This is a genomic window from Rhizobium sp. No.120 (assembly GCF_054558365.1).
Genome location: NZ_BAAJNQ010000004.1, coordinates 80,159 through 92,949 on the forward strand (window position 1 = coordinate 80,159; position 12,791 = coordinate 92,949).

Genomic DNA, 12,791 nt, shown 5'->3' on the forward strand with positions numbered 1-12,791 from the left:
CTCATGCTTGCTCTCGATGTTTCCGGCCTGAGGATGCAGTTCCCGGGCCTTGCTGCGCCGGTTCTCTCCATCGATCGGCTTCATTTGCCCGCAGGCGGCCGGCTTGCGGTCACGGGTGCGTCCGGTTCCGGCAAGAGCACCTTCGTCAATGCGATTACTGGGCTGGAAGACGTCAGGCATGGCAGCGTGTCCTGGAGCGGAACGGAAATCACGGGCCTGTCGTCCGGCCGGCGGGACGCTTTTCGCGCCCGCAATATCGGCCTTGTCATGCAGGATTTTCATCTCTTTCCTGGCTTGTCCGCCTTTGAGAATGTCGTGCTGCCGATCAAGCTGAGACGACACCTTGCGGCTAACGAGCGGGAGCGTGCGCTTTATCTGCTGTCCGTGACCGGTATCGCCCGACCGCAGCAAAAGATCGAAACCTTGTCGCGCGGCGAGATGCAGCGGGTCGCCGTCGCCCGCGCACTGCTGTCGCGTCCCGGCGTTGTCGTTGCCGACGAGCCTACCGCCAGTCTGGATCGCCAGGCAGGCCATGAGGTTGCGGAACTTCTGCTGCAGCTTTCGGCCGAGGAGGGGACGACGCTCATCGTGGTCACGCATGATGTCGCACTCGCCGAACGCCTCGGCCACCGCATCAATCTAGCAAATGGTCGCATCGAGGAAGACAGCCAAGAGGTGGCCGCGCAATGATCACCTTCATCCTTGCCGACCTTAGGCGTTTCTGGAGCGGGGCGTTGGCGGTCGTAGTGCTGATTGCCCTGTCGGTCGCGCTGAGCGTGACGGTGACGCTGCAGGAGCGGGCAGTCCGTCTCGGCAGCGCACGTGCCGCGGAAAAGTTCGATCTGCTTGTCGGTGCTGCGGGCAGTGAGACGCAGTTGGCGCTTTCCGCCGTCTTTCTGCAACCGGCGCCGCTGCCGCTGATGGACGGCGCCGTTCTTTCACGCCTTGCCAGTGATCCGCGTGTCGAATTGGCCGCGCCGGTTGGCTTCGGCGATTCTGCCTACGGGTATCCGATCGTCGGCACGACCACCGGCCTGATTTCGTCCCTTTCGCCGTCGCTTTCCGAAGGCGTGCCGTTCGCGCGCCTCGGCGAAGCGGTCGTCGGCTCTGATGTTACCTTACAGACGGGCGCGGAAATCAAGCCGATGCATGGCACGGCCGATACCGGCGGCGAAACCCACACGGCCATTGCTTATAAGGTCGCAGGTCGCATGGCGCCGACGGGAACCGCCTGGGATCGTGCGATTCTCGTGCCGATCCGGGCGGTCTGGCAGCTGCATGGGATGCATGGCGAGGACCATGACAACCATGATGCTGACGGAGCTCACGCGCATGGCACAACCAATCCGGAACAAGATCATCATGAAAGCCACGAGCACGGGCATATAGACGCTGATGCGCCGTTGGATGAGCAATTCGACGCGCAGACACCTGGCGTGCCCGCCGTTCTCATCAAGCCGAAGACGATTGCTGCTGCCTATCGTCTTCGGCAGGAATACCGCACCGGCATGACCCTTGGCGTCTTTCCAGCGGAGGTGTTGACCAAGCTCTACGCGACACTGGGCGATGCCCGCAGTCTGCTTCTGGCCATCGCACTTGGGACGCAAGCGATCGTCATTGCCGCCATCGTGCTTGTTACCATCATTCACGTCGGGTCCAGGCGGCGGCAGATCGGTGCCTTGCGGGCGCTCGGAACGCCGGGGCGCTCGATTGTCGTTCTTGTATGGGGCGAGCTCTTCATTCTGTTTGCCGCCGGCATCGCGCTCGGTATCGCGTTTGGCTATCTCGCGGCACTGACGATCTCCGCGAGACTTGCGGCATCGACGGCGGTGCGTTTGCCGGTTGGCTTCGTCTTCGACGATCTATGGCTTGTCGGAGGTTTCGCGGCCGTTGCGGCAATTATCTCCCTCGCTCCAGCGGTCAGTGCTTTGCGCTCCAGTCCCGCTGCGGCACTGCGTGCCTGACGCCAGCGGTCAAAAGCGCGTCGGCTGGCCGCTCTTTTGGCAGAGCCTTATGTGGCGTCTTGATTGTCGATATAGCCTCGCGCAAGGTCTGGTTGCGATAGTTCGTGCGGGGCAAATACCGGTGAACTGCGCTGTGGGGGCGATCTATGATTTCGACGTATCTCGGCTATGTATCCGCGACAAAGGACATGGCATCGACGCTGGCGGGCATCGCCAAGCAGGCGACGGTCAAAAGCGATCAGCAATATTATGATACGCATATCGGCAAGATTAAGAACGTCGACGAATTTCTGAACGACTACAAGCTGTATAGCTATGCGATGAAAGCCTATGGCCTGGAGGACATGGCCTACGCCAAAGCCTTCATGAAAAAGGTTCTGACAAGCGATCTCAGCAATACGAGCAGCTTTGCAAACAAGCTGACGGACAGCCGCTATCGGCAATTTGCCGCTGCTTTCAATTTTGGCGGCACGTCGAAAAATCAATCGGCCCAAAGCGATTCCCAGAAGAGCGATACGATCGGGCTCTACGAGCAATCTTTCGCCAATGAAACTACCCTGGCCAAGAAGGAAAGCAAATTCTACGATACCTGGATCGACAAGGTGTCGAATGTCGACGATATCGTCAACAGCAGCAGGATGACGGACTATATTCTGCGCGCACACGGCATAAGCCCGGATAACATATCGAAAACGTTCCTGAAGTCGGTTCTGACCAGTGATGTCAACGACCCAAACAGCTTCGTCAACACGGCGAGCAACTTCCCCTCCGCATCAGTACAGACCTCGGCATCGGTTCAGGCGACATATAAGCTGATCGCGTCGCAGTTCGGCTTCAATGCGGATGGAACGCTTTCCGGCGCGACTGCGCAGACAACGCAGCAAAAGGAAGCCATGATTTCGCGCTATGACAGCATGGTCCCGAGCCTGCTGACACCGGCTGCAGCCATCAGCAATGACGACTATTATCGCCAGGCAATCACGAAAGTTCAGTCGCTCAGCGATATCACCGGCGACAATAGGCTATTTTCCTACATCAAGACGGCATTCAACCTCAATCCCAAGCTAACTCCGGTCCAGTTCAACCTTGCCTTCACGAATTCCGACTATGCCGCAGTCACCGGAATGACCGATATGGTTGCGCACTTCCAGTTTGCGCCCGACGGAACGCTGCCGGCCGGTCAGCCGGCACAGACGCCGCAAGCCATCGACGATATCTCGACCAAATATTTGAACGAGGCCAAAGGCGCGAAACAAGCCCTGTTTACCGATGCCGAGAAACACTATAAGACCGCGGTCGGCGAGATAAAGACGATTACGGACTTCTTTGCCGCCAACGATACAAAGAGCAAGGATCTTCCCACTGTGGAAGATATGGCGCTTCGCGCCTTCGGGATCGACAAGAATGAGGTATCGAGAGATCAACTGCGCAAGATCCTGGAAAGCGATCCCTATGACAGCAAGAGCTATGTCAACTCGCTGAAAGACACCAGGTTCGTCGAGCTTGCCAAGGCATACAATTTCGACAGCAAAGGCAATCTACGGGCGCCGGTCATGGCGCTGTCGCAGACGTCGATCAACAGCTTGATTTCCTCTTATTCCAAGTCGAAGACCTTCGGGCTGACCGGCGAGATGCGGGACAAGGCGGTCAAGGATGCCAAGGACGCGGCGACTGAATTCAGCAAGTCGATCGTCAAGATCAAGACTGTCGATGATCTCCTGGCCGACAAGAAGCTCACGGAGTTTATTCTTGTTGCGAACAATATCGACCCCAAGTCGGTCGATAAGGCTACCTTGAAAAAGGCCTTCACGGCAGACGCCGAAGATCCCAAAAGCTTTTTGAATACGCAAGCAGGCCAGCGCTTCAAGGCGATGGTGAACATCTTCAATTTCGATGCCAAGGGAAATCTGACGACAGCCAAGATCGAGGCGGGACAGAACAAGGGCGCACGTCTCGCCACGAACGATCTCTATCTTCATCAGACCCTGGAATCGCAGCAAGGCGACTCCAACGAAGGCGTCCGCCTCGCGCTTTATTTCCAGCGCAAAGCGCCGCAGGTCAATTCCGTCTACGATATCATGTCGGATCCCGCGCTCTACAATGTGATCAAGACGACCTATTCGCTGCCTACATCCATGTCGAACATGGATGTGACCCGCCAGGCGGCGATGCTGGAAAAACTATTCCCGGTCAAGGACCTGCATGATCCAGGCAAGGTGGACAAGCTGCTCAAGCGCTTCTCTGCCGTTTTCGATGCGGCAAACGGCGGGAGCACCGCCTCACCCGCGTCAGCCATTCTCACCCGCGGTTCCGGGATCGGCATGAGCGCGGACCTCATGCTCTCGATTGCTCAGCTCAGATCGCGATAGCGTTCAAGACATTCCGGCACTATAGCATCATCGCCTCGCTTGCGGGGCGATCTTCCGGCAGTCCGCGGCTGATCTGTTCGCGTGTCGCATCAAGCGGCATCGAGCGCGGCGGCGAGGTCAGCGATCAGGTCGTCTGGATGCTCTATGCCGATCGACAGGCGGATCGTCGATTCCAGCACGCCGATGCGATGGCGCACATCCATTGGAACGCCGGAATGCGTCGTCGTTGCCGGATGCGACGCCAGCGATTCCGTACCGCCGAGGCTGACGGCAAGTTTGAAGATCTGCAGGGCGTTCAGGAATTTGAAGGATGCCGGCTGGCCTCCCTTGATGTCGAAAGAGAAGGTAGAGCCCGCACCGGTACACTGGGCGGCGAATGTGCGTCCGGTCGCCGAAGACGGATCGATATAGGGCAGGTAGTGGATCTGCTCGACCTTCGGATGATCTCGCAAGAAATCGGCGACTGCCCTGGCATTGCTGTTTGCCCGCTCCATTCGGATCTGTAGCGTTTCCAGCGAACGGCCGAGCATCCAGCAAGAATGCGGATCGAGCTGGGTGCCGATCGCTCCACGCAGTGCCTTCACTTGTTTGATGACGGCTTTGGAGCCGAGCGCGGCGCCGGCGATCAGATCGGAATGGCCGCCGACATATTTGGTCAGCGAGTAGAGGGAAATATCCGCGCCATGCTCGATCGGCCGCTGGAAGACCGGGCCGAGCAGCGTGTTGTCGCAGGCGATGATCGGCGTGTGTCCCTGCTTCCTGCCGATCGCATCGGCAACGCGGCGGATCATGGCGATATCGACGAGACTGTTTGTCGGGTTGGCGGGCGTTTCCACGAGAATGACGGAGACGCGGCCTTTGGCCATGGCTTCATCAGCGGCTGCCATCACCGAGCCTTCGTTGACGCCATCGGCGAAGCCGACGGCTGCGACACCGAGATTGAGGAATGTCTTGGCGACCAGCGTTTCCGTGCCGCCATAGAGCGGCTGCGAATGCAGGATCGTATCGCCCGGGCGCACAAAGGTAAGAAGCGTTGTCGCGATGGCAGACATGCCAGAGGAAAACAGGGCGCCGCTTTCCGCCTTTTCGTAGACAGCGAGGCGATCTTCGACGATTTCGCTGTTGGGGTGATTGAAGCGCGAATAGACAAGGCCGACACCTGTGCCCGCCGGCGGCTCGGTGCGGCCGGAGATATAATTGAAGAAATCGCGCCCATCCTCGGCTGATTTGAAGACGAAGGTAGAGGTCAGAAAAACGGGTGGCTTGACCGCGCCCTCGGAGAGCTCAGGGTCATAGCCGTAATTCAGCATCTGAGTTTCGGGATGGAGGGGGTGGTTGCCGATATGCGTTTTGGACGGATGCGGCGCGGTCATGACGGTCTCCTCGGCCGATGATGTGAATTTTAGACTCACATTATACATCACTTGGGATGGTAGCTCGCTATTCGTCATCATCTGCGATGCGCTTTCGGCATTGAGCCTGATATGGGCCGGACTATCCAACCTGCGCATAGCTATCCGGATTACGACAGAAAGGTCGCTATATCCGTAAGTGGCGCTCGCCTTGAGGCCGTGCTGTCCCAATTTTCGAGAGCTTTCGGCTTCGCTAACGTGGTCTCGGCAGAAATGGGGCGTTTCTTGATCGACCGATTCCAATCGATGAGCAGGCTCGGAGGCGAAATGCATGAAGAACCAGTGAGGTTTACATTTGAAATCGGGCGTTCGAAAATTTGTGTTTCGCGATCTTCAGAAAATCGATGGTTATATCGACCCACCGGATGCGCTTGTCTTCCTCTCGTTGATCGAAAAACAAAGGCAGGAGAAACTTTACGGCGGCCTCGCCGAAATCGGCGTTTATTATGGGCGGTCCTATTTTTTGCTGCGCAAGATCAGCGCACCCGATGACAACGTGCTTGCGATCGATCTTTTCGACATAGAAGCGGATGGTGCGCAATATCAACGCTTTCTCGACAACGGGAGATCACTGGGCATTCCAGTCGATGAAAACCTCGTCATAACAGGCGATAGCACCGGGCTCGATCCGCAGGCCATCATCGACAAGGTTGGGCAGGTTCGTTTTTTCAGTATCGATGGAGGACATTTGCTTCGCCATATCGTCGCCGATAGCCGGTTGGCGAAGAGCGTATTGGCTGATCACGGCATCATCGCCTTCGACGATACGTTCAATCCCGCCTGGCCGGAAGTGACGGTCGGCGTTTCGGATTTTCTGCGCAGAAACAGCGATACCTTTGCTGCCTTCTGCATGACGAAGTACAAGACCTATGTCTGCCGGCGCGACTTTCATGAGCTCTATCGAGCCGCGCTTGGCAAGGCACGGCATCTTCTGCCGTTCGAGCATGCGGAGATGGATTTTCTCGGCTCGAAAGTCCTCAGGCTGCACAATCCCATCAATCGGCGTGTCGCCTATGAACTCTTGCAGCGGCTGGGCTTGGGTGCCATATCCGAATGGGCTTACCGCCCGGTCTGACTTTGAACCGGCCTTGCTTTCCGATGGGCGGAGTTAAAGGGATTTCGTTTTTCAAGTAATCCTTTGGAGGGGCCTGCCGCAAGCGGACCCCTCATCGGTCCTGATCAGTAGATTTCCGGCACGTACATTTCCGGCGGTACGGGCGTACGGTGATAGTCTGCATTGCGCATGCGTTCCGGCAGCACGATTTCCGGCTTCGGTACGCTTTCGTAAGGGATCTGACTCAGAAGATGGGCGATGCAATTGAGGCGCGCCTTCTTCTTGTCGACGGCGTGGACGACCCACCACGGCGCTTCCGGAATATGGGTGCGCTCCAGCATCTCTTCCTTGGCCTTGGTATATTCTTCCCAATGCACGCGGCTCTGGAGGTCCATCGGCGAAAGCTTCCACTGCTTCAGCGGGTCCTGAATGCGCATGTTGAAGCGGAATTCCTGCTCCTCGTCGGTGATCGAGAACCAGTATTTCAGCAGAATGATGCCGGAGCGAACCAGCATGCGCTCGAAATCCGGCACGGAGCGGAAGAACTCTTCCAGCTCCTCCGGTGAGCAGAAGCCCATGACGCGTTCGACCCCGGCGCGGTTATACCAGCTGCGGTCGAACAGCACCATTTCGCCAGCCGTCGGCAGGTGTGCGGCATAGCGTTGGAAATACCACTGGTGCCGTTCGCGCTCGGTCGGTGCTGGCAATGCGACCACGCGGCAGACGCGCGGATTGAGGCGCTGCGTAACGCGCTTGATGGCGCCGCCCTTGCCCGCAGAATCGCGGCCCTCGAACAACACGACGACCTTGAGTTTCTTGTACTGCACCCAATCCTGCAGGCGCACGAGCTCATGCTGAAGACGGAAGAGTTCGCGAAAATAGACACGCCGATCAAGCGTCGCCTCGCCCTCGCTGATCAGGCCCTCGGCCACCAGCTCATCAAGCCGATCCTCTTCGAGCTGCATCTCCAGCTCTTCGTCGAAGCTGTCGACGATCTCATCCTTGATGCGGCTGAGCGGATCCTGGTTTTCTTCGGTCATTGTGTGCCTCCTGCTCTGTTTTCATGTTGATGCTACTGCGGCTCGCGGCGGCAAAATCGGCGCATTCGGCAAATATGCGCCAGCTATGTCTCGGCATTATTCGGCGGTCCAGCCGCCATCGACGGAAAGCGTCGTGCCGGTAATCTGCTTAGCGGCGTCGCCACAGAGGAAGACGGCGATGGCGGCCACTTCATCGACGGTGACGAATTCCTTTGTCGGCTGGGCGGCCAGCAGCACATCGTGCTTGACCTGCTCTTCGGTCATATTGCGCGCTTTCATCGTCTCGGGAATCTGCTTTTCGACGAGCGGTGTCCAGACGTAGCCGGGCGCGATGGAGTTGACCGTGACGCCGTCCTGCGCGGCTTCGAGCGCGATGGTCTTGGTGAGGCCGGTAATGCCGTGCTTGGCCGAAACATAGGCCGACTTGAAAGGCGAGGCGACCAGCGCATGCGCCGAGGACGTGTTGATGATGCGGCCCCATTTGCGCGCCTTCATGCCGGGGATGGCAGCCTTGATGGCGTAGAAGGCGGCAAGCAGGTTGATGCGGATGATCGCTTCCCATTTGTCGTCGGGAAATTCCTCGATCGGAGCCACGAATTGGATGCCGGCATTGTTGACGAGAATATCGAGGCTGCCGAACGCTTCCTCGGCTTCACGCACCATGGCAGTGACTTCTTCCCCATTCATCATATTGGCGCCGGCGTAGCGGCACTTCACGCCGAAATCGGCTTCGATGGCTGCGCGTTCCTTTTCGATTGCATCGGCATCGCCGAGGCCGTTGATCGTCACGTTCGCGCCTTCAGCAGCAAAGGCACGCGCAATCGCAAGACCGATTCCGCTCGTAGAACCGGTGACCAGCGCATTCTTCGAAGTCAACGAACCCATGATGCAACTCCTGCAATGTCTATGACATGGTTGAGTAAATGGAAAAAGCTGAGGTGAGTGCACACTGCCAGCCTCGTATGTCGCTTTGATAACAGTGCGGTTTCGCCTCTCGCCGCAACCCTTCGACAGCTGACACTTCACTGTCATGCAACCATGCAAGTTTTCGCTCCGGTACCGGCGATTTCCTCCAACGACGGACAATACGATGAAGGTCGAAGACATTCTCAAGCATGCCTATGCGATGCCGCTGACCAATCCTTCCTATCCTCCAGGGCCTTATCGGTTCTTCGATCGCGAATATATCATCATCACCTATCGCACCACGCGCGAGGCCCTTGAAGCCGTCGTACCGGCGCCGCTCGAAATCGACGAGCCGCTGGTGAAATATGAATTCATCCGCATGCCCGATTCCACTGGTTTTGGTGATTACACCGAGACCGGACAAGTCATCCCTGTTACCTATCGCGGGCAAAAGGGCGGCTATGTTCACTCCATGTATCTCGATGACGATGCGCCGATCACCGGCGGCCGCGAGATCTGGGGCTTTCCGAAGAAGCTTGCCAGCCCGAAGATCGTCAACGAGGGCGAGGTCATCGTCGGCACGCTGCATTACGGCAGCGTCCTCTGCGCCACGGGGACGATGGGTTACAAGCACAAACCGATCGACCAGGGACCGCTTCTGTCCGCTCTCTCGGAGCCCAATTTCCTGATCAAGATCGTGCCGCATGTCGATGCCACGCCGCGCATCTGCGAGCTGGTGCGTTACTATCTGACCGATATCACCATCAAGGAAGCCTGGACTTCGCCTGCCGCCCTCGATCTTCGGCCACATGTCATGGCGGATGTTGCGCGGTTGCCCGTGCTGGAAGTGGTTTCCGCAGTTCACTTCACCGCCGATCTGACGCTCGGGCTTGGCGAAGTCGTTCACGACTATCTCGCAGAGCGCAGATAACCAAACCTCATTGCTATTTCATGCTGGAGACGGATCGTGCTTGAACGAAACACCAAGGCCGCAGCCCCGACCATCCCGGAAATTACCGCGCAATATGACCGCGTTGCCCTGGTCTTCCAGGGCGGCGGCGCGCTCGGCGCCTATCAGGCCGGTGTCTACCAGGCGCTTGCCGAAGCCGGATGCGAGCCGACCTGGCTTTCTGGTGTCTCGATCGGCGCGGTCAATGCCGCGATTATCGCCGGCAACGAGCCCGGCCGGCGCCTGCAGCGCCTGGAGCAATTCTGGCAGATCATTTCCGGCCGCAAGATCTGGGCCTATACGCCCGAAGGCGATTTCTTCCGTGATATCCGTAATCGCACCAGTTCCTGGATGACGATGACCATGGGGCAGCCCGGCTTCTTCAAGCCGCGCTTTCCCAATCCCTGGCTGGAGCTGCCGGGTGCGGAAGGTGCGACCAGCTTCTACGACTCTTCGGAGCTGAAGAAGACGCTGGAGATGTTGATTGATTTCGACGTGCTGAATGACGGCAAGAAGCGTTTCAGTGTCGGCGCGGTGAATGTCCGCACCGGCAATTTCGTCTATTTCGACACCGACCATATCCGCATCGGCCCCGAGCATATCATGGCGAGCGGCGCCCTTCCGCCGGCCCTCCCGTCCATCCGCATCGAGGGCGAATACTACTGGGATGGCGGCATCGTCTCCAACACGCCGCTCCAATATCTGCTCGATCAGGAAGAGGATCGCAGCTCGCTGGTCTTCCAGGTGGATCTGTTCAGCGCGCGCGGCGTCCTGCCGCGCAGCATGCCGGATGTGCTGTCGCGCCACAAGGACATCATGTATTCGAGCCGCACACGGCAAAACACAGATAATTTCAAGCGCATTCACGGACTGAAGATGAAGCTCTTGAGCGCCTTAAAGCGTGTTCCAAAGGATCAGTTGACCGCGGAAGAAGAGGAGTTGATTGCCGATTATTCCGATGCCGGCGTCGTCAACATCGTGCACCTGATCTATCAGCACAAGAACTACGAAGGTCACGCCAAGGATTACGAGTTTTCCGGCACGTCGATGCGCGAGCATTGGGACATGGGCCTCGAGGACACGAAGCGCACGCTGCGCCACACCGACTGGCTGCTGCCGCCCTTCAGCGACGATGCGGTCGCTATTCACGATCTGCACCGGGAAGACCCGGTGTGAGGCCGATGCTGCGCCAAATCGCTACTGCGAACAATTGCACCGGTTTGGGGGACTCATGGACCATCGCAGTCTATAATCTTATGTCAATCCCGCCCGCCGGGCGGCCGAATCTCAGCTCTGCTTGAGCCGATGCCGATGCGCCGCTTGCTTGGCGCGGTTGCCGCACATTGCCATGCTGCACCAGCGTCTACGGCGCCCGCGCGTATGGTCAACGAACATCAAGGTACACGCATGGCCCTCGCAAGCCTTTACATCGGAAAAATCCTCCGTGCAGACAAAACGCCCCAGCGCCTCGCCGATCGGCAATAGCAGCGATTCCGGCGAACGCCATTTGCGCATGGGCTGAAAGCTGAGTTCGCTGCCTTCGCCCGACTTTCTTGCGACAATCCGGCTAAAACCTTCATCTCGTTCCAGCAGGCGGTTCAGCGGTTCCACATTGTTCAGGGCATCCGATGTCAGGGGCTTTCCCTTGTGGGAGTTTACGAAGGCTCTGAACCATTCACGCAGGCTTCTTGCCTGATCGGCGACCTTATCGAGCTCGCCGGGCAATGCCTGTTCGCGCATGGCCGCAAGTGTTTCCCGCGGCACCAGGTCCGCCTGTTCCAGCCAGCGCAGCAAACCCTCTCCGTCGCCGATCCAGTCGATCGGCGTATCCACAGGCGTTGCGACTGAATTGAGGAAATCCAGTCCCAGCGCGTCGCCAACGAAGATGGCGGGTGAATGGTTGTCCATCGACTGCTCCTGTTCCGGCCGACAGGAATATTGAAAGGCCGCTCGAAAAGATATTGACTACATAACCTATCAAAAGGCTGTTGACAAGTTATTCCCATTAGGCGTAACCCTGTTGCTGTCATTTTAGGGGTTATTCACGTCAAGCTCTTAAAAGAAAGTTGATGTCATCGCAGAAGCAACTTGCATTAGCGGTGATGTTCGCGATGGCGGGTCTTGGCTGTTGCAGAACACGGCACTGGCTGCCATCGGCAGCACCGCTCCAGGTGCCGGCGCGCGACCTCAGCTTTCAAAAGATAACCCTTAAATGACGATTACAAGAGTTACAAAAGGACCTCATCATGACTGGTATCAGCTATCACAGCGTCAATATCGAAGGCGTTAAGGTCTTCTATCGTGAGACAGGCGCGGCGGGCGCAGCCAAGCTTCTGCTGCTGCACGGCTTCCCCACTTCCAGCCACATGTTCCGCGATCTCATTCCGCTCCTGGCCGATCGCTACCATATCATCGCCCCGGATCTACCGGGTTTCGGACAATCCGATGCCCCGAAGGGAAGCAACACGTTCGACAGCATTGCTGACACGATCGACCGCTTTACGGAAGTCATCGGCTTCGACCGTTATGCCGTCTATGTGTTCGATTATGGTGCTCCGACCGGGTTCCGGCTGGCTGTCAAGCATCCGGAGCGGATCACGGCGATCATTTCGCAGAACGGCAATGCCTACGAGGAGGGTCTGAGTGAGGAGTGGAATCCAATCCAGGCCTACTGGCGCGAAGCCTCCGAGGAAAACCGAAACGCGCTGAAGGCGGCGCTTGCGCCGGAGGCAACCGCCTGGCAGTACACCCACGGCGTTCCGGATGTCGCCAAGGTCTCACCGGATGGCTATTCGCTCGATAGTCTCTATATGTCGCGCCCTGGTGCGGAGAAGGTGCAGCTCGATCTCTTCGGCGATTACAAGAGTAACGTTGCTCTCTACCCGACATTCCAGAGCTACTTCAGAACCTACAAGCCGCGTCTGCTCGCAGTCTGGGGCAAGCACGATCCCTTCTTCCTGCCGCCGGGTGCCGAGGCTTATCGCCGGGATATTCCCGAGGCCGTCGTCAAATTCTTCGATACGGGCCATTTTGCTCTCGAAACGCATGCAGCCGAAATCGCGGCCGAAATTCGTGCTTTCCTGGGCTGATGGCGGGC

11 protein-coding genes are annotated in these 12,791 nt (G+C 57.9%); 7 read left to right on the top strand and 4 right to left on the bottom strand.

Annotation, left to right across the window (positions count from 1 at the left end):
* The first annotated feature begins 3 nt into the window (after window positions 1–3).
* The 3 genes from ACYJRZ_RS14340 to ACYJRZ_RS14350 all read left to right on the top strand — a co-directional run bounded on the left by ACYJRZ_RS14340 (window position 4) and on the right by ACYJRZ_RS14350 (window position 4,333).
* Entirely contained in the window at window positions 4–690 is a 687-nt protein-coding gene (locus tag ACYJRZ_RS14340; RefSeq protein ID WP_459459773.1) for an ABC transporter ATP-binding protein, read from the top strand.
* Window positions 687–1,964: an ABC transporter permease gene (locus ACYJRZ_RS14345; RefSeq protein WP_459459775.1), complete on the top strand. Its 1,278-nt coding sequence runs from the start codon at window positions 687–689 to the stop codon at window positions 1,962–1,964. Before ACYJRZ_RS14340 ends, ACYJRZ_RS14345 begins: the two co-directional genes overlap by 4 nt.
* A 146-nt stretch (window positions 1,965–2,110) precedes the next feature.
* Window positions 2,111–4,333: a DUF1217 domain-containing protein gene (locus ACYJRZ_RS14350; protein ID WP_459459777.1), complete on the top strand. Its 2,223-nt coding sequence runs from the start codon at window positions 2,111–2,113 to the stop codon at window positions 4,331–4,333.
* A gap of 89 nt (window positions 4,334–4,422) precedes the next feature.
* Here ACYJRZ_RS14350 and ACYJRZ_RS14355 read toward each other — a convergent pair whose 3' ends face one another.
* Window positions 4,423–5,706 carry a cystathionine gamma-synthase family protein gene (locus ACYJRZ_RS14355; RefSeq protein WP_459459779.1) on the bottom strand — a complete coding sequence of 428 codons (1,284 nt, stop codon included), beginning with the start codon at window positions 5,704–5,706 and terminating at the stop codon, window positions 4,423–4,425.
* Window positions 5,707–6,040: 334 nt separating this feature from the next.
* Between ACYJRZ_RS14355 and ACYJRZ_RS14360 the strand changes: the two genes are divergently transcribed.
* Window positions 6,041–6,820: a class I SAM-dependent methyltransferase gene (locus ACYJRZ_RS14360; RefSeq protein ID WP_459459781.1), complete on the top strand. Its 780-nt coding sequence runs from the start codon at window positions 6,041–6,043 to the stop codon at window positions 6,818–6,820.
* 104 nt (window positions 6,821–6,924) lie between these two features.
* On the opposite strand, the gene ppk2 is transcribed toward ACYJRZ_RS14360, so the two are convergent.
* Window positions 6,925–7,839: a polyphosphate kinase 2 gene (ppk2, locus tag ACYJRZ_RS14365; RefSeq protein ID WP_459459783.1), complete on the bottom strand. Its 915-nt coding sequence runs from the start codon at window positions 7,837–7,839 to the stop codon at window positions 6,925–6,927.
* A gap of 96 nt (window positions 7,840–7,935) precedes the next feature.
* Window positions 7,936–8,724: a 3-hydroxybutyrate dehydrogenase gene (locus ACYJRZ_RS14370; RefSeq protein WP_459459785.1), complete on the bottom strand. Its 789-nt coding sequence runs from the start codon at window positions 8,722–8,724 to the stop codon at window positions 7,936–7,938.
* Between the two features lie 205 nt (window positions 8,725–8,929).
* Here ACYJRZ_RS14370 and ACYJRZ_RS14375 point away from each other — a divergent pair, with 205 nt between their 5' ends.
* Window positions 8,930–9,676, top strand: a complete 747-nt coding sequence (locus ACYJRZ_RS14375) for an acetoacetate decarboxylase (protein WP_069610223.1) — start codon at window positions 8,930–8,932, stop codon at window positions 9,674–9,676.
* Window positions 9,677–9,712: 36 nt separating this feature from the next.
* A complete protein-coding gene (locus ACYJRZ_RS14380) occupies window positions 9,713–10,870 on the top strand; it encodes a DUF3734 domain-containing protein (RefSeq protein ID WP_459459787.1) in 1,158 nt (385 codons plus the stop codon).
* A 111-nt stretch (window positions 10,871–10,981) separates the two neighbouring features.
* Here ACYJRZ_RS14380 and ACYJRZ_RS14385 read toward each other — a convergent pair whose 3' ends face one another.
* A complete protein-coding gene (locus tag ACYJRZ_RS14385) occupies window positions 10,982–11,602 on the bottom strand; it encodes a CGNR zinc finger domain-containing protein (protein WP_459459789.1) in 621 nt (206 codons plus the stop codon).
* Window positions 11,603–11,940: 338 nt separating this feature from the next.
* Here ACYJRZ_RS14385 and ACYJRZ_RS14390 point away from each other — a divergent pair, with 338 nt between their 5' ends.
* Complete coding sequence (locus ACYJRZ_RS14390) at window positions 11,941–12,783, top strand: alpha/beta fold hydrolase (protein WP_459459791.1); 843 nt, start codon at window positions 11,941–11,943, stop codon at window positions 12,781–12,783.
* Window positions 12,784–12,791 lie beyond the last annotated feature (8 nt).